Here is a 23466-nt window from a genome sequence, read left to right as displayed (position 1 = left end):
GGTATTCCGCATAGTTTATGCCGTAAGATTCTCCCTGAATTGCGTTACTATTATTCCGTATTTATCGGGGCTGTATCTTTTGGTGTGGTAGCTTAATCGTTTTAGCTTGATTTGAAATTGTCAGCGGAGTTAATTATGACATCAAAAGTATGGGTTTTAGGTGATGCCGTTGTTGATTTATTAACGGATAAACCAGGTTATCTGTTGCAGCTTCCGGGAGGCGCTCCGGCCAATGTGGCAGCCGGTATTGCTCGTCTTGACGGGAAAAGTGGTTTTATCGGCCGGGTGGGGGATGATCCGTTTGGTCGTTTTATGTACCGGACGCTGACAAATGAAAAAGTGGATACAGCGTATATGATCCGTGACCCCCGCCACCGGACATCAGTTGTTGTGGTGGAACTTGATGAGTATGGTGAGCGGACATTCACGTTTATGGTTCGTCCTTCGGCTGATCTTTTTCTGGAGCAGGAAGACTTACCGGTATTTCATGAAAATGAATGGCTTCATGTCTGCTCTATTGCACTAAGCGCTGAACCATGCCGGAGTACAGCATTTCAGGCGATGGCTCAGATATGTGATGCAGGGGGGCGTGTCAGCTTTGACCCCAATATCCGTACCGATTTATGGCAGGATGAAACATTACTGCGGGATTGTCTGCATAAAGCACTGACGTTTGCATCTGTTGTAAAATTATCAGAGGAAGAACTATTTTTTATCAGTGGTGAAACGAATATTCAGCGGGGAATTGATCTGCTGGCGGCGAAGTATTCTCCTGAGCTATTACTGGTAACTCTGGGAAAACAGGGAGTAATGGTATATTGGGACGGAAAAACACAGCATTTCCCGGCAACACCTGTTGTTACTGTTGATACCACCGGAGCCGGTGATGCATTTGTGGCCGGTTTATTGGCAGGTCTTGCAATATACGGACTGGCGGAGGATGAGCAGGTACTCAGTACGATAATCAGGCAGGCTCAGGTCTGCGGTGCACTGGCGACAACAGCGAAAGGGGCTATGACTGCATTACCTTACCGGCGGGAGTTGCTGAATAGTCTTTAAATAAAATCAGTTTGTAATTCTTCTGCCGGGTTTTGTATAACAGAGCCGGATGAACGTTCCTTTTAAATATATCTGTGAGGGAAGGGAACGTTCATCGCATGCCATTATTTACCGGTAAACGCTTTTTTAGCCGTAGCTTATCGTCAGTTTTTTAACTGCTGCTATTTATTGCATTCCTCAGAGAGTGAAATAAATTTCTCATTATAAAGAATATATTTCTCACCGGAACGTTGCAGTGCCGGGCTGCGTAATACCTCACCGGGACGTAAATAGTAGCTGTCGCTGTCTTCTTCTGATGAGTGACAGCCATTTTTCAGTAGTATTTTAAAATAGGTATTTCCGTTGTTGGTCAGCGTATGATTTTTTTTATCCCAGTCATAACTGAAATGAATTTTTCTCGGACGTACTACCAGGATTGAATCCATAATGATAACCGGCGCGATATTGATTTTTCCGCCGGTGGTATTTTGTCCGGCCCGGTTTTCCGGGGGGATCTCCCGGAATGAAACACGGTAATAACGTTCTTTATCATCCTGCGGGCCATGGTAGAAAAATTTAAAATAGTCAGATTGTCCGGCGCTCAGAGCCATTGCTTTCGGTGCATACAGTAATTCACCATCAGCGGGTCTGGTCCGGGTTTCTGATTCACCGGGGCTGTCTATCCCGGTAATACTGACCTGATAGATCCGTGCGCTCTGGTTATTATTCAGAACATTTTTTGATGTGAAATTCTGATCTGACGGAAGTGTGAACGTGATATTTCCGATGTAAATTGCCGCCGCAGGTAGTGATACGGTGCCGAGCGCGATAATGAAAGTTAAATACCGTAGCACAGAATTCTCCTTCAGTTACTGAATGTTACGCCAGGTTGCCTGTACGTGTATTTCACCGGATGCGCTGACCTCACCAAACCAGCCGTTATTTTCCACGGTTCGTTCCGATATTTTATTATCCATCGGAATACTAAACATAACGGTGGTTTTATTCAGAAATCCCGGATCACCGGAGATGTCTGTCCACGGAGTGGCTGTCCATAATGCATCTGTCATGTCATACCAGGTGCCGTTGCATCCGGCATCTTTCACCTGTTTTCCGTTTTGCGTTATAAAGCTCAGGTAGCCCGGAAACGGGACATTGACGCTTTTGTCCGGAGAGGAAAAGATACAGTAACTTTTTCCGCCCAGTGATTGTGACGGGCCGGTGACATTAATTAAAACCTGGTCTGCTTTCGTCCGTCCGCTGGTTGTCACAATATATTCGAAATCGAGCGGAGGAGCCATATGTTCAACTTTCCCCTCTCGGTGCGGATGAAGTTCATACTCTTTTGATATAATACTGACGCCAAAGTCGCGTGGCTTTATAATCAGCGCCGTTGATGTGGAAAATTCATACCAGCCGGATTCCGGCGATTCTGTATTCTGAAAACGAATATTAAATAAGTCACGGGTATTTGAATCCGCGATCCCCAGTTTTACCATCTGTTTAAAAAAATCACTCGACATGAAAATATAGACAGAATCTGCGGATTTCAGATCATTGAACGTGTAGTAATAGCTATTATTGCGCACGTATTTCCAGTTTGAACCATTCAGGCTGAACTGCATGTCATCAGCGCCAATCGCGGAGGCCAGCGCGGTATTGTTAATCGCCGGGAAGATACGGATTGTCACGTTACTCATACTGGTTTGCAGGGTATAGTTCACCATTTTACAGGCCAGCCCGTTTTTCCGGCCAATGGTCATGACCTTACAGTCACTGTTTCCTTCACCAATCAGCGGAATACCATCACTGTTAATAAATACTTCGGAGAGCGAATTAGTATTATGCAGTGACATATGAGCCCCTTTCCGGTGGTGCATGACGGCAGCGTTCCATGTACCGGTTTTCTGATCAATACAGCGCTCACCCCGGGCGGCATCATACTGATCAGCAGTCTGGCAGGTATTGATCTCCATATTCAGCATATCACCGACCGCCATACCTTTGAGGTATTCATAAACCGGGTCGGCCATCATACCGTGCATCCATTTTGCGCCGCCGCTGGTGACAACTGCGCCATAAAAACCTTTACTGTCAGTTGCCTGCGGGGGTATCAGACTGGTTTCTATATTGCAGCCGGCATACCAGTTAATACAACGAAGTCCGAGCAGAGGATTCCGGATCGGGGTATTTTCCAGCCACATATCGAACCGGCGGCCGGCAGCCAGAGGGGTATTATGTCCGTTATCGATATATCCCAGGCTTTGCTGGTAAACGGTGCCGGAGCCCTGATATTTCAGCCCGGTCCATCGGTTTGCACCACCCATTCGCGGATCACGGGGACCGAGAGGGGTAACAAAATAGTTGTTATCTGTATTATTTTCGATAAAAGCAAACTGCCTTTCCGCACCATCAGCGAGCTGATTTTTGGTGATTGCCGCAGAAGCGAAAAACGGGGTGCTGCCCAGTATGGCAATGACCAGCATCAGTGAAGTAACAAAATGATTAACCTTCATAATTTTTCCCTGATGATTGTGTTTGCGCATACGTTTTCAGACCGGTACAGACCACATCACCCACCCAGATTGCGCCGTTGCTGCCGGTTAAGTTCAGTTCAACTTCACAGTTCTGATTATTGCCGTAACTGAAATCAATAACCGGGAATTTTTTATCAATATCCATCACAAATTCACCTGCTTCGTTAGTACGTGTCCGGCCGATATGATTATTAATATGTGCATTGGTGAGTAATGTGCCATCTTCCGCTCTGAATCTGCCAAATACCGTAACCATCTGTTTTATTTCCGGTTCGATAACAGCGACATTCCCCGGATAGAGGGTTACTTTTGTTTTCCGGCCACCGGCAATATTATAGCTGGCGGTGGACTTCTTGCTGTTCATGATTTCAATATCATATTGAGCATAGGACGATACCGGCAGGTAGTTATATCCGTTTTTCAGTTCCACTCTGCGGCCGTTAACATCGGCACTTAATAAACCGTCATTATCGATAGCGGTATTAAAAATAAGACCGGCATTACCGTCTGTCATACCGCTGGCGCCAATATATTTACCATTCCAGCCGGCAGATCCGCTGGCTGTCAGGCTGGTATTGACGTATCCGTCGGCTCCGCTGCTGATATTGACGGTGCCTTTGCTGTAACGGGTATCAAATTGCGCATATGCACCACCACTGAGTGTTTTATCATCGCCGGTATTACCGGAAACAGCCCGTGATGCGTTTACACCGAGGGTACGTACCGCGCCGTCATCGAAATGCTTCCGGGCAGAGACGTTAGCCATAGTATAACCACGCTGATGAGTCATACCTGCACTGAACCAATTCCCGAGCGGCAATGAAAAATCCAGTGAAACATATTTTCCGGTATTGTTATTATTCGTATTGTTATAGGCCTGCATGCCGACCCGCATACTCAGATTACCCCATGAACCCGAATACAGGTTCTGATTATAATCTACGGTGTAATAACGGTTTTCATGTGTTTTATCATCAGTATAACTTGCTGTCAGTGTACCCAGCGGTGACCAGGCTGCGCCCAGGTTTATTGTTCCCCCGACAGAGAGGCTGTCAACATCACTGCGCCGTATCCGATCACCGATATTGGTTTTCTCTCTGGTTATCCAGACAGAGCTGAAATCGCCCGGCAATGTTGCGCTGATATTGGCAATATTGCTGTGTGAGCCGTCATTGGCAACCATATTCTGGATATTGATATTAATTTTATCGGAGACCGGAACGGATGCCTGTGTTTCCAGAATGGCGTTTTTATCATAGCCGTAGGCGGTTGCTGACCAGCTGAAAACCCCGAAAGAGCCGGAGCCGGAAATCCCGGCAAGAGACGTGATTTTTTCGCGTTCAACAACAGTATGTTCAGCGGTGATTTTATCTGAGGTCTGTTTGCCGCCGGGATACCAGCGATCCATCTTCAGACTGCCGCCCCAGAACTGCCAGCTGAACGGTGCATTATTGCCATTACGGGTGAATAATTTATTGATTCGGTAGCTTCTTTTTTCGATTATTTTACTGTTAACCATCACTTCCGCATCAATATCATAGCTGCCGTAAGGCAGTGATCGGGTATCTACCTCATGGTTACCCATATCAAAATTCTGGATACTCAGTAACCGGCCTTCACGGTAGAGATAAACTTCACCGGCCGCAGGCAGAAAAACCACCACCGGGGTGACAGATTGGTTATTATCAAAAATGGTTGAATCGGCCCGGTTTCCCCATGAAAATCCCATCACTTTTCCTGACGGGATCGCGGTGACCGGCCCGAGAGACTGGAGACTCCAGCTGTCGAGTAAACCGGCCGCGAAGCGGTGACCATTATAGTCACGTTCATATAAGGCTTTGTAGAGCGTACTGGTATTATGCCCGCTGCCGAGACCGTAAAGTGCACCATTCAGGATAATATGATGCTCGAGTAATGCTGTGATATTTTCCAGGGACAGATAACCGGATGTATTACTTGAGCTGTTGCGGGCACGGTTATTATAAACGCCGAGGTTATAATTCAGGGTGCTGCTGAGCTGACTGACACCGGATTCACCGATATCTGAGCTTCTGGACTGCATAACTGTACCTAATGCAGATTTGCTGATCACCAGTTGTAAATTGAGTTGTTTGAGATCCAGATATAATTCGCTGTCTGACGAAACAGGAATACGAAGCTCATCATTAAACGGCTGTTCGCTTAAAGCGGTTAATTGCTTATGGGTATCGGTATTAAGCAGTGAGTTACCATTATCCGGTTCGATATTACGTATTGTCAGTTTATCGCCGTCCAGCCAGAGAAAGGCAGTACCAATACGAATATCAGAATTTTTGTCTTTATTATCGTCCAGATGGATAAACAGCGGAATACTCATTCCGTCGCGCAGTGCATTACCAAATGCCTGAGGAATAACAACATCACCGACCCGGATAGCAGAGGATGATGGTTTACCGGCATATCCGGATACAGGTATAACAGTAACTATTCCTGCGGTAAGAAATGCCGCAATAGTCTGATTAATATACCTGTTCATAGAGGATGCCTGTAATTAATAAAAACGGAAGTTTATTTAACGGAAATAAATTGCTCAGCCTGCCATAATGCAACGCGGCCTTTTTTATCGGTCACATCAACAGCAGAAAATGTCCGGTCACGACCCGGCATTAAATAATAATTTTCTTTACACTCGTTTCCCGGATTGTCTTTTGATGGTTTCAGGCACGGGCCATAGGCAATCACGCGCAGCGTACCATTCCCGGTATTGGTCAGTTTGCCGTTATCATAACGGTAGCCGTAATTTATATTCCGCGGAGAAACCACCAGAATTGTACTGACGCGTGCAGAAGCGGTGGCAATTGCACTGCGGTTATTATTATTGCTCTGTGCATCACTCAGCGCCTGATCAAACCAGACAATACGATAATAACGCTCAGTGTTATCTTTCGGACCATGGTAGAAAAAACGAATATTTTCTTTTGAGTCAGCCGGTAATAATAAACTTGCCGGAGATAATAATAATTCATCATTACTTTCTTTCGGGATAATCCGCCCGTCTTCCAGTGGTGATGAGATTCTTTCAACAGAAATATTAATCAGTCGGCCACTGTCAGTTGTATTTTTAATTTCTTTACTGACACTGTCTTTATCACTGTAAATAAAGGTTGAAATATCGCCGACATCAATAGCGTAGGATGGTGATATTATGCCTGCCAGCAAACTGAAGGCAGCCAGATACTTTTTCATAATAACTCCGTGGCATAATATGAATATATAGAAGGGCAGTTATCTGCCCTTAAAAAGATAACGAGGCTGTCAGCGGGATATCAGCTGGTCCAGGTTGCATCAAACTGAACACTGACATCACCACTCCAGATACCTTCCGGTAATGTGGAATAGTCAGTTGCCGGAGTTGTTCCGTCAGTTGTGCCGCCGATGATGGAGAATGTGAATGCATCCTGTGCGGTAGTACGGCCGGTCGTTTTATAGCCCTGGGACAGTGCGCTCAGATTGCCGCCCAGTTTACTTGTCTTGGTATCAATCAGGGTTGTATCCTGCGCTTTCTCAATCGCTTCGCCGTTGTAATCGACGCCGACAGTCAGCGTGGAGCCTGAGTTATCTAACTGAGTTAATGTATTGCTGACCAGACGGGAAGTCAGTTTAAATGCGGTTGCGGTAGTATCACCTTCAATAGCAACATCAAATAAACCTTTCTGGGTGTTAAAACCTTTCACACCTTCAGCATACTGAAATGACAGGCTGCCTAACGGTGTGACAACCAGTTTACTGGTGGTATCTTTTTTGGCGGTTGCAGACCAGGTTGCTACTGCCTGAGCTGTAACATCCGCTGCCTGCACTGCACTGATTCCTGAAAAGGACGCGATTAAAGCAGCAACGATTAAATGCTTTTTCATAATATATTCCGAAAGTAATGTATAAAACTGATTAGCCATTATTAACGGATATAAAACAAATAATGACTAATGTACTGATATAGATTCAGATGGGTTTGGTTAATTAACCTGTAAAATATGATTTTTAAAAAATAACCAGACGCAGATGGAATAACATCTGAATATATTCTAGTTAAAAGTATCTACGTATATTTATTATAAGTAAACAGAAATAAAACCACTATAGCGAATACGCGATTAAGTATCGGTCAGATGAACATGGTATGATTGTTTTGGTTTTTGATATTACTGATATATGTGAGTGTAAATGAAAGGTTTATACATCTTTGATGGTGTGTTAACACCGCGGAAATATTCAGAAGATAACGGGAGCTGATATGTTTCATCTTCTGTCATCCGCCGGTAGTATACAGAACGCTTTATATAAAACAACCGGTTAAGTAATTGGCATTAAATTAATATATTAATTTTTCTGTAATGATGCGTATCAGGTTATGTTTTTCGCAGGTAGTCACATCAATTTATGATTAACAGATTCAGAAACGTGCTGCTATTTCAGGTGCTGTAAAACGTTTATTCGCATTCCGGAATTTTATTATTTGTTATTACAACACCTGAGAGCGGAGATAATCACCTGAGAATAACGGATATTTTGATCTCCGGCTATATCACCTGAACTTCTTCGACATCCCCTCTGATGCCGGGCCGACAGATTTCCAGCCGAGTTTTTCATAGAAACCGGGTTTATCGGCGATCATCGAGACATAGGAGCCTTCCAGTGTGGCAGATGCCAGGTATCTGTCGATACATGCCATTATCTGACGGCCGAGTCCTGCTCCCTGATACGCCGGGTCAACGGCAACATCAACAACCTCAAAATTGCAGGCACCGTCACCGGCTACGCGTCCCATGGCGATAAGCGTTCCGGCATCACGGATCGTCACCATATATAAACTGTTAGGCAGCCCGATCTCTGCGGCTTTCAGTGATTTTGCCGATAATCCGGCTTTAATACGCAGCGCACAGTACTCCTGTGCGGAAGGTACGCGTTCTTCAGTAATCAGTGTCATGAGATTGCTATCTGTAATGGCGGAAATTTTCCGGCGATGACTTTAAACCATTCGGCAAACTGCTGCGGATGGCTCTGTAACTCTTTTTTCAGTTCGGTGAGGGATATCCAGCGCACGGCGGCCACTTCCTGCGGATTCAGGGAAAATGTTCCGTTATAGTGACCGGTGAACAGGTGATCATACTCGTGCTCAATAAGTGACGGCGGGACTTCCGCGCGGTAAATGATATGACCGGCCGGCTGTAACGGACAGGCGATACCTAACTCTTCCTGCAAACGACGCTGTGTGGCCTGCGCCAGCGATTCCCCGCGCCGGGGATGGCTGCAGCAGCTGTTAGCCCACAATCCGCCGGAATGGTATTTGCTGAGCGCACGCTGCTGGATCAGCAGTTCACCTGCATCGTTAAACAGAAATACAGAAAATGCACGGTGCAGTAACCCGAGCTGATGAACACGGAGTTTTTCGTCGTACCCGACGGTATTATCATGTTCATCGACCAGAATCAGTTCATCACTCATTATATCTTTTATCCGGTAAAGCGGCTGAAAGATATACTGTAGCAAATATGCAGCGGAAAGTTTGCCGGAATAGTGGCATAAAAACGCCGGAATATATCTCCGGCGCTTCATTATTTATTCGGGGGGATTATTTATTGCGGGCAGCCAGGTAATCCTGGAGTGTGCCTTCCGGGAATTTCTTACAGAATTCAACAATTTTTGGTGCTTCCGCAATCCCTTTTTCTGACAGTGCCACGAAGTCACCGCCCGGGTATTGTGTATCTTTGCTGATCACCCACAGGGCAACCGGCGCCCAGCTTTGCGGGTTCAGATTCACGAATTCTTTACAGGTCATTTTATCCGGAACCTGAATATCAGCAGGTTCAGCGAGAGCTACTGAGGAAAATGCACTTGCAGCAACCAGACACGCGGTGACGAAATACTTTTTCATGATAAAGAAACCTCATTTTTTTGTTTCGGGAAATACAACAAATACGTTTTCAGAATAGATCAAATAACGTCATATTCAATATTTCTCCGTTTTTAAAACGCAAATAATAAGATTAAATGGTTTTTTCAGGATAAAAAGTATGAGCATGCAGATGAAACTCATATCGGGCCGGGTAACACGATTTTATGTCAGTCCCGATATGAGTGGCGGTTACGGATTGTTTTCCAGCCAGCTGACAATAAAGTCGCGGATGGCAGTGACATTGTTGATATCCAATTGCGGCACCGTGACATCCTGCCGTGGCTTATCAGAGGCAAAGGCAATGACAAACTCATCCAGTAATGTCTGATACGGGCGGTCAGTCACATCGCGGAACAGGGCGATTTTCGGCACGGATTCACCTTTAAACCCTTCCACCAGGATAAGATCCAGCTCCCGCGTATCAAAGCGGGCGGCCAGTTGCATCAGGTCAGGCTCCGCACCGCCGGGCGTTTCTGTCATCAGCGCAAACCGCTCCTGACTGACCACCAGGGTCTGGTAAGCTCCCGCCTTTCGCAGCTCATAACTGTCTTTTCCCGGGGTATCGACATCCATATCGTGATGAGTGTGTTTAACCAGGCCAATACGCAGTCCGCTTTCCCGCAGCTGAGGGATCAGTTTTTTCAGCAGGGTGGTTTTACCGGTGCCGCTGTAGGCGGTGACAGCCAGCAGCGGAACCGGATGCGGCAGCCGGTGCTGTTTTTCCCATTCGCGGCACTCCGCGAGGGTATTGAGATTAATAAAATCGCCGGGATTTGCATCAAATGTGACGGCTTTTGCGCCGATGTTATCCATAAACAAGAGAAGTTTGCGATCGCCGCCGGTAAGGTATTCTTTCAGCGGGGTGATCAGCGAACGGTGACACAACGCAAAGGCCGGATGCGCCCGCTGGTGATCACAGGCATAGGCACACAGGGCATCGCCTTTCTGTTGCCAGAGTTTTTCTGCCAGATCCGCCGGGAACTGCGGCACATCACAGGGCACAAACAGCACCCAGTCGTGCAGGGCATTTTCAAGCCCGGCCAGCATCCCGGCAAGCGGACCGGGGAAGTCCGGCAGTGTATCCGCCACTACCCGCAGGCCGGTGGCGTGATAATCCCGTGCATTGCGGTTGGCATTAATAAAAATGTCATCTGTCTGCGGAGCGAGCCGTTTTGCACTGTGCTGATAAAGCGGCTGCCCGCCCAGTAATACCAAGCCTTTGTCCTGCCCCTGCATCCGGGTGGCCCGGCCGCCGGCAAGAATACAGCCGCTGAGTTGCATCATCATTTTCAGTTTCTCTGACAATCTCTGATAAATATTCTGAACTTATCTTAACAAGGATTCCGGTATAGTGAGCGCGAATATCGATGTACGCAAATATCTATGTCCGCGAATACCTATGTCCGCAAATATCTGTGTCCGCAAATAACAATGCAATGGTTGTGATAATCACGGATAATATGCCGCAGTTATTACAGACAGCCAATATTTACGCATCCTGACAGTCCTGTTCTTTCCGGAGCGGCGGATAATTGGTAATGTGTTACGATCTTGCTTATAAGGAATTTATTATGAAATGTCATCGCCTTAATGAGGTTATCGAACTCCTGCAGCCGGTCTGGCAGCAACATTCTGATTTGAACCTGATGCAGATGCTGCAGAAACTGGCGGATGAAGCCGGGTTTGAGGGCGAACTGTCAGATCTGACCGATGATATTCTTATTTATCACCTGAAAATGCGCGGCTCTGATGCAACAGACGCGATTCCGGGTCTGAAAAAAGATTACGAAGACGATTTTAAAACGGCGCTGTTACGTGCCCGCGGCATCATCAAAGAGTAATGCAGACGACGACTCCGCCGGTTTTCACTTTTCAGGATTTCCGGCCTGATCGCCTGATCGACAGTCTGAGCCGTTACGGTATCTGGTTAGATTCCGGTCTGACCGAGCTGAACAGCTATGAAAACCGTGTCTATCAGTTTACCGATGAAAACCGCACCCGCTATGTGGTGAAATTTTATCGTCCGGCGCGCTGGGATGAGGCTCAAATCCGTGAGGAGCACGAGCTGACGCTGACACTGGCTCAGGCCGGACTGCCGGTTGCGGCTCCGCTGGCGTTTGACGGTGATACGCTGCTGTCACAGGACGGTTATCTGTTTGCACTGTTCCCGTCGGTCGGCGGGCGCGCGTATGAAACGGATAACCTTGATCAGCTGGAAAGCACCGGACGTCTGCTCGGACGGCTGCACCAGATAAGCCGGGAACGCTGTTTTGAGCACCGGCCGACGATCGGATTGCAGGAATATCTGCTGACACCGCGTGAGATTCTTGCGGAGTGTCCGCTGATCCCGCAGGCGCGGCGGAGCGATTTTATACAGACGCTGGATACCCTGATCCGCGAGACATCTGCCCGCTGGCACGATGACTGGCATTCCATCCGTCTGCACGGGGATTGTCATCCCGGTAATATTTTATGGCGTGATGAGCCGTGGCTGGTGGATTTCGATGACGCCCGCAACGGCCCGGCAGTGCAGGATCTGTGGATGCTGCTCAGCGGGGATACCGACTCCCGCCGTTATCAGCTGGACATTCTGCTCGATGCCTATCAGGAGTTTTGTGACTTTGATACGCGCGAGCTGGCACTGATTGAACCGCTGCGCGCCATGCGCATGGTTCATTTTTTATCCTGGGTGGCACGCCGCTGGCAGGATCCCGCTTTTCCTAAAGCTTTTCCATGGATGGCGGAAAGTGATTTCTGGTCACAGCAGCAATCACTGATGACTGAACAGATAGCTGTGCTGGCGGAGCCTCCGCTGACACGTTATCTGCCTTATTGATTTTCAGGAGAGATAAAGATGAAGAAACTTTGGTTAGCGCTGATCGGATTTGCGATGTCATTCAGTGTCTTTGCAAACCCGGTGGCCGGAAAGCAGTATAACGAGCTGAGCACACCGGTAACAAATCAGCCGGATGTGGTGGAGTTTTTCTCCTTCTACTGCCCGCACTGCTACCAGTTTGAAGAAAACTTCAAAGTGCCGGAATCCATCAGCAAAAACCTGCCGGAAGGCGCGAAACATGAGCGCTATCATGTTGATTTCCTCGGTGGCCCGATGGGTCCTGAAATGACCAAAGCCTGGGCTGTGGCAATGGCGATGGGCGTTGAGGATAAAGTCACGCCGATCCTGTTTGAAGGCATTCAGAAAACCGGCACAATCAAAACCCCTGCTGATGTCCGTGAAGCCTTTATCAAGGCGGGTGTGACCGGTGAGGATTATGACTCCGCCGCTAACAGCATTTTTGTGAAATCGCTGATCGCCAAGCAGCAGAAAGCGGCGGCAGATTACAAATTACGCGGTGTTCCGGCCGTCTTTGTGAAAGGCAAATACCAGATCAACAACGCCGGTCTGGAAGTCAAAGATGTGAATGAATACGGTAAAGCGTTCTCTGATACGGTCAATTATCTGCTGAAGCAGAACTAATCTCAGAATCTGTATCTCCCGGAAGCAATGGCGGTAACGCCATTGCTTTTTTACTATCCACATTAATCAAGTGATTACAGCGGCAGATTATCTTGCGCTATTCGTTTATAACCTATTGATTTTTTTGAACGAGATTCAGGCATATCACGCTGCAGACAGTGATTTACATAGGGTTCATAAATTTACCCACAAAGTTATCCACAGTTTGTTATTTTTTATTTTACCGGCGTACCCGTCCTGTTCTGATGTGCGGGAAGATTAACGGCTGCGGCCGATAATAGTCGTCGGATGCCGCAGTCTGTGGCATGCTACCCGCAAGACTCCATTTAATACTGTGAAGGCAATTATGGCTCAGATTGCAGACAACCCCTTGATTTTAGTCGATGGTTCATCGTACCTCTATCGTGCTTACCACGCATTCCCCCCGCTGACCAACAGTGCCGGGCAACCGACCGGTGCCATGTACGGCGTGCTGAATATGCTGCGCAGCCTGGTGATGCAGTATGAACCCAGCCATGTTGCCGTGGTATTTGATGCCAAAGGTAAAACGTTCCGCGATGAACTGTTCGAAGCCTATAAATCACATCGTCCGCCGATGCCGGATGACCTGCGTGAGCAGATAGCGCCGCTGCATGACATGGTTATCGCGATGGGCATGCCTCTGTTATCTGTCTCCGGTGTGGAAGCCGATGATGTTATCGGGACACTGGCGAAACAGGCGGCAGCCGAAGGCCGTGCGGTACTGATCAGCACCGGTGATAAAGATATGGCACAGCTGGTGACGCCGGATATCACGCTGATCAATACCATGAATAACACCATTCTCGGGCCGGAGGAAGTGGAAACCAAGTATGGTGTTCCGCCGTCACTGATTATCGATTATCTGGCGCTGATGGGCGATTCCTCCGATAACATCCCGGGCGTGCCGGGCGTCGGTGAGAAAACGGCGCAGGCATTGTTACAGGGGCTGGGCAGTCTGGATGATATCTATACAGATCTGAGTAAAATTGCCGGGCTGAGCTTCCGTGGTGCCAAAACCCTCGCGCCGAAGATGGAAACCAACAAAGAGATGGCGTATCTCTCTTACACGTTGGCGACCATCAAAACCGATGTGGAGCTCGATCGTACCTGGGATACTCTTGTATTGTCAGAACCGGATTTGGATAAGCTGCATGCATTATTCACGCAGTATGAATTCAAACGCTGGATAAGTGATCTGGAAAACGGAGGCTGGCTGGCGAAGAAAAGCACCCGCAGTGCGCCATCAAAAGCAGCGGTGAGTGCCGCCGCCGCAGCACAACCTCCGGCAGCACCGGTGGCTGTGCCGGAAATCAGCAATGAAAACTATGAAACTATCCTCGATGAAGCGGCACTGAACCGCTGGGCGGATATCCTGCGTGAAGCCGGTGAATTTGCCTTTGATACCGAAACCGACAGTCTGGATAACCTTTCTGCGCGTCTGGTCGGGATGTCATTTGCTGCAAAAGCAGGTCATGCCGCTTATGTGCCGATCGGCCATGATTACCTGGATGCGCCGGATCAGCTGCTGACTGAGCAGGTGCTGCGGGTGATGAAACCGATTCTGGAAGATGAAAAAATCCGTAAAATCGGTCAGAACCTGAAGTTTGATCGCGGGATTATGGAAAATTACGATGTGGAGCTGCGCGGTATCGCTTTCGACACCATGCTGGAATCCTATGTGCTCAACAGTGTTGCCGGGCGTCATGATATGGACAGCCTGGCCGATCGCCATCTGAATTATAAAACCACGACATTTGAAGAGATCGCCGGGAAAGGCAAAAAGCAGCTGACGTTTAATCAGATCCCGCTGGAAGAAGCCGCCAATTATGCGGCGGAAGATGCGGATATCACGTTGCTGCTGCATCAGGCGCTCTATCCGCAGCTGGAGGCGGAAAAATCCCTGCTGCATGTCTATCAGGATATCGAAATGCCGCTGGTGCCGGTGCTTTCCCGTATGGAACGGACAGGGGTTCTGATCGACGCCAATGTGCTGGCGGCACAGTCAGTACAACTGACCGCCCGCCTGGATGAGCTGGAAAAACAGGCATTTGCCATCGCCGGTGAAGAATTCAATCTTTCTTCACCGAAGCAGTTACAGGCCATTCTGTTTGAAAAACTGAATCTGCCGGTGGTGAAGAAAACCCCGGGCGGCGCACCGTCAACCAATGAGGAAGTGCTGGAAGAGCTGGCGGATAACCACGAGTTACCGCGTGTGATCCTGGAGCACCGCAGTCTGTCCAAACTGAAAACTACTTATACTGATAAACTGCCGCTGATGGTGGATCCGAAAACCCGCCGTGTGCATACCTCTTATCACCAGGCAGTGACGGCAACCGGCCGCCTGTCTTCCCGTGACCCGAATCTGCAGAATATTCCTGTCAGGACGGATGAGGGACGCCGTATCCGTCAGGCGTTTATCGCCCGTGACGGCTACTGCATTATGGCGGCGGACTATTCGCAGATTGAGCTGCGTATCATGGCGCATCTGTCACAGGATAAAGGGCTGCTGAAAGCCTTTGCCGAAGGCAAGGATATCCACCGCGCAACTGCCGCAGAAGTGTTTGGTGTGCCGCTGGAAGAAGTGACGTCTGATCAGCGCCGCAGCGCGAAAGCGATTAACTTCGGCCTGATTTACGGTATGAGCGCATTCGGTCTTGCGCGTCAGCTGGGCATCCCGCGTGGTGAAGCACAGCGTTATATGGATCTCTATTTTGAACGCTATCCGGGCGTGCTGGAGTATATGGCCCGCACCCGTGAACATGCGGCAGAAAAAGGATACGTGGAAACGCTGGAAGGCCGCCGTCTCTGGCTGCCGGAAATTAATTCCCGCAACGGTATGCGCCGTAAAGCCGCCGAACGTGAGGCCATCAATGCGCCGATGCAGGGTACCGCAGCGGATATCATCAAAAAAGCGATGATCGCCGTGGATGACTGGCTGCAAAAAGAGAATATCGATGCACTGATGATTATGCAGGTGCACGATGAACTGGTGTTTGAAGTCAGAAAAGAACAACAGGCAGAGATGGCAGAGAAGATCCGCGGGCTGATGGAAGCAGCGATGAAACTGGATGTGCCGTTGAAAGTGGAAGCGGGAGTCGGCGCCAATTGGGACGAAGCCCACTAATTTACGCGTCATCTTTCAATCTGTGGCTGCGTTGGCCGCACTCAGAAATCCGGGTCACATACTGATGTATGCTCCCCGGATTTCTTCCTTTGCCGCCTTGCCACAGACTGAAATCTATAGCGTAAATATATTTCTTTGCCGTCTTGCTACAGAGCGAAATCTATAGCGTAAAGATATTGCAGGGAGCCTGTTATGCGTTTTCTTCCCGCATTTTCAGGGTTTTTTTCACTTTTTTCTCAATGCGCTGGCGCTTCAGCGGCGAGAGATGGTCGATAAACAACTTACCGTTGAGATGGTCGATTTCATGCTGGAGGCAACCTGCCTGTAATCCCTCTGCCTCAAGAGTGTGTTCTGTACCGTTCACATCCTGATAGCGGACCGTGACTGAAGAATAGCGCTGTGTCTCCGTATAACTCTCCGGCAGGGACAGGCAACCGTCCATCATCATCATTTCTCCGTCACACTGAATAAACTCAGGATTAATCAGCGCCATCGGCTGATCCCGGTTTTCAGAGACATCAACGATAATCACACGTTTACAGACACCCACCTGTGGCGCGGCAAGGCCGATGCCCCGTTCGGCATACATGGTTTCTGTCATATCAGTAACAAATGTTTTCAGGTCGTCATCAAAAACCGTGACCGGTTGGGCCGTTTCCCGCAGGCAGGGATCAGGAAAATGCCGTAATGTCAGTAATGCCATAGCTAACTCACTAATATAATTCGGAATAATGGGGAGGCGTACTCCCGGATGCGCTCAGACTATCATAACAGTATGGTATTAAAACGGCATCATTTGTGCTGTTTTGTTGCTATTTTGTGCGGACAGGTCCGGACTGCCTATAGATCCAGATCGCATAAATATGTAATTAAAGAACATTTGAGATGAATTTTACGGTTTTATGACAAGCTGAATCGTGCGTAATCTGAAAAAAAATTACAAAAAAGGTTTTTTTGTCCGTAAATTTGCTGTAAAGTTATTTGTGTAGGGTACAGAGGTAAGATGTTCTATCTTTCAGACCTTTTACTTCACGTAATCGGATTTAGCTGAATATTAGCTGCTCCGGTCAGACAACTTCTGACCGGAGCATTTTTTTGTCCTGAATAAAGGCGGGGAAAGGTTAATCGTCAGTGAGAAAGGCATTCGCATCAAAAACCGGTTCGGCATCTTCCCGGAGTTCGTTCCGGTAAAGGCGGAGTGCCATGATATCATTCAGGGCATCAGCGCCTTCATCTGAATCTTCCCCGTATTCCTCAACTCTGCGAAGGAGTGCTTCTTCCCTGGCATGGAGTGATTTCCACAGTAAGTTAAATGTGCTTCTGTCGATTTTGAGTTCGAGTACCCGCATCTGTTATGCTCTCTTCATATATTGTTTTTCACAGAACATGGCCACACTTTCCAGCAGGCTGATATATTTTGTCAGCGGCATATTTTCCGCCGGCACAATCATATGATGGCCCTTTGAACCCCGTTTAACAATAGTCAGGCCGGCAGGCAGGATAGTACCTGCTTTTAACTCCCACACCCACCCGGTCAGCGGACACTCATCCAGACCTTCTTTGGTAAATACACTCACACCGTTATTATCAGCAACAATGAAATCCGTTTCACCAATTTCTCTGGTATTAATATCGCTCCTTCTGACATTTGCCAGCCGGGACGAACTACTGTTGCCCATACGGTATAAATCGTCGGCCAAAATATATAATGTTTTTTCCCGCATAAAACACATCCTTATGTTTGTGAACATATCATCAGATTGTGTATAGCAGGGAAGAGAGAGGCCGGACAGATTATCGCCGGCAGAGCGGCTTTTTTCGGTCTTTTGGCTAAGGGATGATGATTACAGAAAAGAACAGATGGTCAGTAATAACCATCTGTTTCGGGAGGGGATCACTCTGCGTCGCTTTCGCTGAACCAGGTGTCCAGTTTCAGACGTAACTTATCAATGCCGATTTTTTTCAGGGCAGAGAAGTATTCCACCTGAATATCGCCGGTGTCACTCAGTTCTGCCAGAGCATCGCGAACCGCCATCAGCTGCTTTTTGCGTGCGCCGCTGGCCAGTTTGTCGGCTTTGGTCAGTAATGCCAGTACCGGCACCTGCATTGCCACTGCCCACTCAATCATCTGCATATCCAGGTCTTTAAGCGGATGACGGATATCCATCAGTACCACCAGACCGCGCAGACAGTTGCGCTTTTGCAGATATTCGCCCAGTGCGGCCTGCCATTTCCGTTTCATCGCTTCCGGAACTTCAGCGTATCCATAGCCCGGCAGGTCAACCACACGGCAGCCGTCAGTGACTTCAAACAGGTTGATAAGCTGGGTACGTCCCGGTGTTTTACTGGTCCGTGCCAGGCTTTTTTGCTGTGTCAGTGCATTCAGTGCACTGGATTTTCCGGCATTGGAGCGACCGGCAAACGCCACTTCGATCCCCGTATCTTCCGGTAAATGGCGGATATCCGGTGCGCTGATGACAAAATGGGTCACTTGGTAGTTGTGCGTTTTAATGGTCAAAATCTGTTCTCCTCAGGTCGAAACCGGGATGATTATAGCCTAATGCATGTTGTTTAAGAACTGCGGCAGACAGATTACTGCGCCTGTTTATTTTCAGAAATGAAAAAAGTGACAACAATAATAGGATGGGGAGCGGCAGCAGATATAATCCGGAGAAAACAAAGTGTTTCCGGTAGAAAAGACACTGATATTTACGCGTAAAAAGATAAAAAATCAGGGCGGTTTATTATTGGTTATAAGATCGGATGTTATTTTTTATTTGGCATAAGTTGAGTCTTTTATCAGTAAATGAAAATTATCCATAAAGATCAGTGTGATATTTATATTTACACGTTAAATGCAATAAATGTATCAGCAGGATGAAAAATTTCGCCGTATTTTGCTTAATTACGGGCCGTGAGCGAAATATCATCAGTACAAATACGTGAAAAATTCTTATATTAATTCTTCATCCCTGCCGTGAAAGTAAATTAAAGTAAATCGGTGGCACTTCACGCCATTGCCCATTAAAATCGTTAAGATTAGTGTAAGTTTATTTCGTTGAAAGGAATTGGGAATGTTAAAACGAGTTTTAGTGTCATTTGTGGCAGCCTGTACCCTCAGTGCAACTTCGCTGGCGTTCGCGGCGGAGCAGACGCATGTTAAATTTACCACCACCGCAGGTGATTTCGAAATTGCGCTGGATAATGAAAAAGCGCCGAAAACTGTGGAAAATTTTAAACAGTATGTCTCAGATAAGTTCTATGACGATACAACATTCCACCGCGTCATCCCGGGCTTTATGGTGCAGGGCGGCGGCTTTACGGCGGATATGAATCAGAAACAGACCCGTCCGCCTGTCAAAAACGAAGCGGATAACGGCCTGCGTAATCTGCGCGGAACCATTGCGATGGCGCGTACCGCAGATAAAGACAGCGCAACCAGCCAGTTCTTTATCAACGTGGCGGATAATGCATTCCTCGACCACGGCCAGCGTGATTTCGGCTATGCCGTGTTTGGTAAAGTCGTGAACGGCATGGATGTTGTCGATAAAATCTCAAAAGTGAAGACTGAAAATATCGGTCCTTACCAGAATGTGCCGTCAACACCGGTCAAAATTATTTCTGCAACTATCGTAAAATAAACCGTATTTTCGTGCAGACTAAGGGGAATATTTCCGGATATTCCCCGTAAGCATGTCAAACTCCCTGATAGTCTGAATCCGACGATATCTGCCTCTGCGGTACCATGCCGCATTCGGGCTATTTTCTCTGTCCGGCTGTGGTATTATAGCCCGCTTCATGAAGCTGACTGTGCAATCCCCTGTGGTTGCCGGGCGCTGTCAACGTGTGCCTGACACAGCAGTTTGAAAATAAAAAAGATAAATATATCAGTTGGATATAGATTAATCATGCTATTAATTATCGATAATTATGACTCATTTACTTATAACCTGTATCAATACTTCTGTGAGTTAGGTGCAGATGTACAGGTTAAACGAAATGATGCTGTCAGCCTCAGTGATATTGAGCAATTATCGCCGTCTCACCTGGTGATCTCACCGGGTCCCTGTACGCCGTCTGAAGCCGGTATTTCACTGGATGCCGTCAGTCATTTCGCCGGTGAGATTCCGATCCTCGGGGTTTGCCTCGGGCATCAGGCTATCGGTCAGGCGTTTGGCGCACAGGTGGTGAAGGCACGTAAAGTCATGCACGGCAAAACCACCGCAATCCATCATAATCAGCAGGGGGTGTTCAAAGGGCTGAACCGTCCGCTGACCGTCACCCGCTATCATTCACTGGTAATTGCCCCGGAAACACTGCCGGCCTCTTTTGAAGTCACGGCATGGAGCCTGCACGACGGTAATGTGGATGAAATCATGGGTATCCGCCATAAAACCCTGCCGATTGAAGGTGTACAATTCCATCCGGAAAGTATTCTCAGTGAACAGGGGCATGAACTCCTGAATAATTTCCTGAAATACTAATTAGTTATCGATTATTTTATCCCCGGTTCTGTTTTTTCATTCGTTTTAATTTGATTTTTTATTCATATTTGGTGATTATATTTTCACTTGTGGGTAGATCAGGTAAGGAACGATGACAAAACAGAATGCGGTAACGCGCGGCACTTATGATGAAGTAATGCTGCCAATTTATGCACCGGCTGATTTTATTCCTGTCAGAGGACAGGGAAGCCGTGTATGGGATCAGAACGGCACCGAATATGTCGATTTTGCCGGTGGTATTGCCGTACTGGCACTGGGGCATTGTCATCCGGCGCTGGTCGCTGCGCTGAAAACCCAGAGTGAGTCACTCTGGCATGTCAGCAATATTTTTACCAATGAACCGGCACTGACACTGGCGCAAAAGCTGATAAAACACACGTTCGCGGAACGGGTTTTCTTTGCCAACTCCGGCGCGGAGGCGAATGAAGCCGCATTCAAACTGGCACGTCATTATGCACTGACCCGTCATCATCCTTATAAAACCAAGATTATTGCTTTTCACCATGGCTTCCACGGCCGGACATTTTTCACTGTTTCTGTCGGCGGTCAGCCAAAATATGCCGATGGCTTCGGGCCGAAACCGGCAGATATTATTCATGTACCTTTCAACGATCCCGATGCTGTCAAAGCGGTGATGGACGATCACACCTGTGCCGTGGTTCTGGAACCTATCCAGGGTGAGGGGGGGATCACGCCTGCCACTCCTGCTTTTATGCAGGAAGTGCGTGATCTGTGTGATAAACATCAGGCATTGCTGATCTTTGATGAAGTGCAGAGCGGGATGGGGCGCAGCGGAAAACTGTTTGCCTATATGGATTACGGCATTGAGCCGGATATTCTGACCACTGCGAAAGCGCTGGGCGGTGGTTTTCCGATCAGTGCGATGCTGACAAAACAGGAGATAGCTCAGGTCATGGTGCCCGGTACCCACGGTACCACCTATGGCGGCAATCCGCTGGCCTGCGCTGTCGGCAATGCCGCCTTTGATCTGATTAATGACCCGGCGCTGCTGGCGGGAGTGGATGAACGTCACCGGTGGTTTGCTGATGCTCTGCAATCCCTGAACAGCACATTTGGCGCGTTTGCGGAAATCCGCGGTAAAGGGTTGCTGATAGGTGCCGAACTGACAGGTATCTTCCGCGATCAGTCAAAAACACTGCTGGGACTCGCGGCCAAAAATGGCCTGATGCTGCTGAATGCCGGCACCAATGTTCTGCGTTTTACGCCGTCGCTGATTATTGAAAAAGCCGATGTGGATGAGGGGATGAAACGACTGGCAAAAACCCTGAATGACTTCCGGGAAATGCAGTGATTTCACCGCATTAACGTATTTAACTAACTGATTTGTATATTTTATTATTGTTTTTGTCATGATAAGTTTGCCGGATGTTTATCTGCTCTCAGTAAAATAATGACAATCCGGCTTTCAGGCAAATTTGAAGAATTTCTTCATGGCAGCTTTTATGTTCATCTTTATCGTTTTTCTGTTGACTCGTTTGATTTTGTTGTTCTTTTTAGCCCGATCGATATTACTGATGCTGAATATTTGGCGTTCAGAAGTTCAGAGGCGGGTTTCAGGCTTCCTGAACGATGCTATGACCTGAAATTTGATCGTGAAGATAACTTTTTGAATTCAACGTTCTATCAGGTACCTGAAAGAGGAATGGGCTCGCGGCGTTATGGATTTGTTCAGGACTTAGCGGTTGCCCTGCAACATATTGTGATACGCCATTATTATCAATATTCTGCAAAGGTGTATTTCATGATTGCTGAGAATGATAAGCTAAAACGTTACTATGATAGAATTTTACAGCTCAGGCATGATAACGTACTATCTGAAATAAAGGCTGGTCTTGGTGAAGGAGGTAAAGGGTATGTACTTAAAACACGACATTTCTGAGATAAAAAAAATGAACATTGCAGAGCGTAAAACAGCAGCAATGCGTCAGTTGAAAGCATCCTTTGATCAAGCCTGCCGTGAAAGAAAGCTGCGATACCGCAGGGCGGATATTCTTCAGTAATCACGATGATTAAGAAAAGAAAAACAGGCGCAATTGCGCCTGTTTTGGTGATAAAGGCTGTCCGGATTAACGGGTGCCGTATACCACGATGGTTTTACCGTGTGCGGAGATCAGGTTCTGATCTTCCAGCATCTTCAGAATACGGCCGACTGTTTCGCGGGAACATCCCACAATCTGGCCGATTTCCTGACGGGTAATTTTGATTTGCATACCGTCCGGGTGCGTCATCGCATCCGGCTGTTTTGCCAGGTTCAGTAATGTCTGGGCGATGCGGCCTGTCACATCAAGGAATGCAAGGTTTCCGACCTTTTCTGATGTGGTTTGCAGGCGGCTTGCCATCTGCGCGGAAAGGCGCATAAGGATATCCGGGTTAACCTGGATAAGCTGGCGGAACTTTTTGTACGAGATTTCTGCAACTTCGCAGGCGCTTTTTGCCCGTACCCACGCCGTACGTTCCTGACCTTCCTCAAATAATCCGAGTTCACCGATGAAATCACCCTGATTGAGATAGGATAAAATCATCTCTTTGCCTTCTTCATCTTTGATCAGTACCGCAACAGAACCTTTTACAATGTAGTAGAGTGTTTCTGCCTTTTCGCCCTGATGAATAAGCGTGCTTTTGGATGGATATTTGTGGATATGGCAGTGAGACAAAAACCATTCAAGCGTGGGGTCTGTTTGTGGCTTGCCGAGAACCATTCGCGTTATCCTCTGTTGTTAGTTATTGCAAACCGTTGTTTACGCTCTGCAATTATATAAAGTCTTAGCTTATCATATTAACTTGCTGAATTTCCGGCAAGTTAGTTTATT

Annotated in this window: 24 protein-coding genes and 1 pseudogene; 10 read left to right on the top strand and 15 right to left on the bottom strand. The window is 47.6% G+C overall.

Annotation, left to right across the window (positions count from 1 at the left end; translation table 11 throughout):
• Positions 1-135 precede the first annotated feature (135 nt).
• Positions 136-1059, top strand: a complete 924-nt coding sequence (locus AAZR23_RS14360) for an aminoimidazole riboside kinase (protein ID WP_166706848.1) — start codon at positions 136-138, stop codon at positions 1057-1059.
• Between the two features lie 161 nt (positions 1060-1220).
• Here the strand turns inward: AAZR23_RS14360 and AAZR23_RS14355 are convergent, their stop codons facing one another.
• From AAZR23_RS14355 to mobA, 10 genes and pseudogenes are all read right to left on the bottom strand, one after another.
• The gene (locus AAZR23_RS14355; RefSeq protein WP_348770393.1) at positions 1221-1892 is read right to left on the bottom strand and encodes a fimbrial biogenesis chaperone; all 672 of its coding nucleotides are present in this window, start codon (positions 1890-1892) and stop codon (positions 1221-1223) included.
• A gap of 15 nt (positions 1893-1907) precedes the next feature.
• A complete protein-coding gene (locus AAZR23_RS14350; protein WP_166706849.1) occupies positions 1908-3554 on the bottom strand; it encodes a hypothetical protein in 1647 nt (548 codons plus the stop codon).
• The gene (locus AAZR23_RS14345) at positions 3544-6090 is read right to left on the bottom strand and encodes a CS1-pili formation C-terminal domain-containing protein (RefSeq protein ID WP_434693344.1); all 2547 of its coding nucleotides are present in this window, start codon (positions 6088-6090) and stop codon (positions 3544-3546) included. The genes AAZR23_RS14350 and AAZR23_RS14345 overlap by 11 nt, the downstream gene beginning before the upstream one ends.
• Positions 6091-6122: 32 nt before the next feature.
• A complete protein-coding gene (locus AAZR23_RS14340) occupies positions 6123-6800 on the bottom strand; it encodes a hypothetical protein (protein WP_218427212.1) in 678 nt (225 codons plus the stop codon).
• Between the two features lie 80 nt (positions 6801-6880).
• Entirely contained in the window at positions 6881-7468 is a 588-nt protein-coding gene (gene ecpA / locus AAZR23_RS14335; protein WP_052927236.1) for a common pilus major fimbrillin subunit EcpA, read from the bottom strand.
• Between the two features lie 668 nt (positions 7469-8136).
• Positions 8137-8538 carry a GNAT family N-acetyltransferase gene (locus AAZR23_RS14330; protein ID WP_434693341.1) on the bottom strand — a complete coding sequence of 134 codons (402 nt, stop codon included), beginning with the start codon at positions 8536-8538 and terminating at the stop codon, positions 8137-8139.
• The gene (gene idi / locus AAZR23_RS14325; protein WP_046891921.1) at positions 8535-9056 is read right to left on the bottom strand and encodes an isopentenyl-diphosphate Delta-isomerase; all 522 of its coding nucleotides are present in this window, start codon (positions 9054-9056) and stop codon (positions 8535-8537) included. Before idi ends, AAZR23_RS14330 begins: the two co-directional genes overlap by 4 nt.
• A 127-nt stretch (positions 9057-9183) precedes the next feature.
• Entirely contained in the window at positions 9184-9486 is a 303-nt protein-coding gene (locus AAZR23_RS14320; RefSeq protein ID WP_004240743.1) for an HdeA/HdeB family chaperone, read from the bottom strand.
• Between the two features lie 210 nt (positions 9487-9696).
• Positions 9697-10215, bottom strand: a complete 519-nt coding sequence (gene mobB / locus AAZR23_RS14315) for a molybdopterin-guanine dinucleotide biosynthesis protein MobB (RefSeq protein ID WP_243846948.1) — start codon at positions 10213-10215, stop codon at positions 9697-9699.
• Positions 10216-10251: 36 nt separating this feature from the next.
• Positions 10252-10788, bottom strand: a pseudogene (mobA, locus tag AAZR23_RS14310) (molybdenum cofactor guanylyltransferase MobA); the annotation flags it as partial.
• Positions 10789-11078: 290 nt separating this feature from the next.
• On the opposite strand from mobA, the gene AAZR23_RS14305 reads away from it, so the two are divergent.
• The 4 genes from AAZR23_RS14305 (at position 11079) to polA (ending at position 16130) form a co-directional block, all read left to right on the top strand.
• On the top strand, positions 11079-11348 hold the full coding sequence (locus tag AAZR23_RS14305; RefSeq protein WP_046891954.1) for a YihD family protein: 270 nt from the start codon (positions 11079-11081) through the stop codon (positions 11346-11348).
• Positions 11348-12343, top strand: coding sequence for a serine/threonine protein kinase (locus AAZR23_RS14300; protein ID WP_434693337.1), 996 nt, complete (start codon positions 11348-11350; stop codon positions 12341-12343). Before AAZR23_RS14305 ends, AAZR23_RS14300 begins: the two co-directional genes overlap by 1 nt.
• An 18-nt stretch (positions 12344-12361) precedes the next feature.
• Positions 12362-12985, top strand: a complete 624-nt coding sequence (dsbA, locus tag AAZR23_RS14295) for a thiol:disulfide interchange protein DsbA (RefSeq protein ID WP_046891924.1) — start codon at positions 12362-12364, stop codon at positions 12983-12985.
• Between the two features lie 346 nt (positions 12986-13331).
• Complete coding sequence (gene polA / locus AAZR23_RS14290; protein WP_166706855.1) at positions 13332-16130, top strand: DNA polymerase I; 2799 nt, start codon at positions 13332-13334, stop codon at positions 16128-16130.
• A gap of 190 nt (positions 16131-16320) precedes the next feature.
• Here the strand turns inward: polA and def are convergent, their stop codons facing one another.
• From def to yihA, 4 genes are all read right to left on the bottom strand, one after another.
• Complete coding sequence (def, locus tag AAZR23_RS14285) at positions 16321-16833, bottom strand: peptide deformylase (protein WP_046891926.1); 513 nt, start codon at positions 16831-16833, stop codon at positions 16321-16323.
• A 418-nt stretch (positions 16834-17251) separates the two neighbouring features.
• The gene (locus AAZR23_RS14280) at positions 17252-17479 is read right to left on the bottom strand and encodes a hypothetical protein (protein WP_046891927.1); all 228 of its coding nucleotides are present in this window, start codon (positions 17477-17479) and stop codon (positions 17252-17254) included.
• A 3-nt stretch (positions 17480-17482) separates the two neighbouring features.
• Positions 17483-17854: a hypothetical protein gene (locus AAZR23_RS14275; protein WP_046891928.1), complete on the bottom strand. Its 372-nt coding sequence runs from the start codon at positions 17852-17854 to the stop codon at positions 17483-17485.
• Positions 17855-18024: 170 nt separating this feature from the next.
• A complete protein-coding gene (gene yihA / locus AAZR23_RS14270) occupies positions 18025-18648 on the bottom strand; it encodes a ribosome biogenesis GTP-binding protein YihA/YsxC (RefSeq protein ID WP_046891929.1) in 624 nt (207 codons plus the stop codon).
• 556 nt (positions 18649-19204) lie between these two features.
• Between yihA and ppiA the strand changes: the two genes are divergently transcribed.
• The 5 genes from ppiA (at position 19205) to AAZR23_RS14245 (ending at position 22656) form a co-directional block, all read left to right on the top strand.
• On the top strand, positions 19205-19771 hold the full coding sequence (ppiA, locus tag AAZR23_RS14265; protein WP_046891930.1) for a peptidylprolyl isomerase A: 567 nt from the start codon (positions 19205-19207) through the stop codon (positions 19769-19771).
• 267 nt (positions 19772-20038) lie between these two features.
• Positions 20039-20614: an aminodeoxychorismate synthase component II gene (locus AAZR23_RS14260; RefSeq protein WP_004236520.1), complete on the top strand. Its 576-nt coding sequence runs from the start codon at positions 20039-20041 to the stop codon at positions 20612-20614.
• A 112-nt stretch (positions 20615-20726) separates the two neighbouring features.
• The gene (gene argD, locus AAZR23_RS14255; protein ID WP_434693330.1) at positions 20727-21947 is read left to right on the top strand and encodes a bifunctional acetylornithine/succinyldiaminopimelate transaminase; all 1221 of its coding nucleotides are present in this window, start codon (positions 20727-20729) and stop codon (positions 21945-21947) included.
• Positions 21948-22046: 99 nt separating this feature from the next.
• On the top strand, positions 22047-22535 hold the full coding sequence (locus tag AAZR23_RS14250; RefSeq protein WP_434693329.1) for a hypothetical protein: 489 nt from the start codon (positions 22047-22049) through the stop codon (positions 22533-22535).
• A complete protein-coding gene (locus tag AAZR23_RS14245) occupies positions 22510-22656 on the top strand; it encodes a hypothetical protein (protein WP_171819790.1) in 147 nt (48 codons plus the stop codon). The genes AAZR23_RS14250 and AAZR23_RS14245 overlap by 26 nt, the downstream gene beginning before the upstream one ends.
• A 66-nt stretch (positions 22657-22722) precedes the next feature.
• On the opposite strand, the gene crp is transcribed toward AAZR23_RS14245, so the two are convergent.
• Positions 22723-23355, bottom strand: coding sequence for a cAMP-activated global transcriptional regulator CRP (gene crp / locus AAZR23_RS14240; RefSeq protein WP_004240730.1), 633 nt, complete (start codon positions 23353-23355; stop codon positions 22723-22725).
• Positions 23356-23466 lie beyond the last annotated feature (111 nt).

The organism is Morganella sp. Je.2.23 (assembly GCF_051129855.1).
GTDB classification, from domain to species: domain Bacteria; phylum Pseudomonadota; class Gammaproteobacteria; order Enterobacterales; family Enterobacteriaceae; genus Morganella; species Morganella sibonii.
Note: the sequence above shows the minus strand (reverse complement) of the source record. Positions and strands in the feature narration are given on the sequence as shown.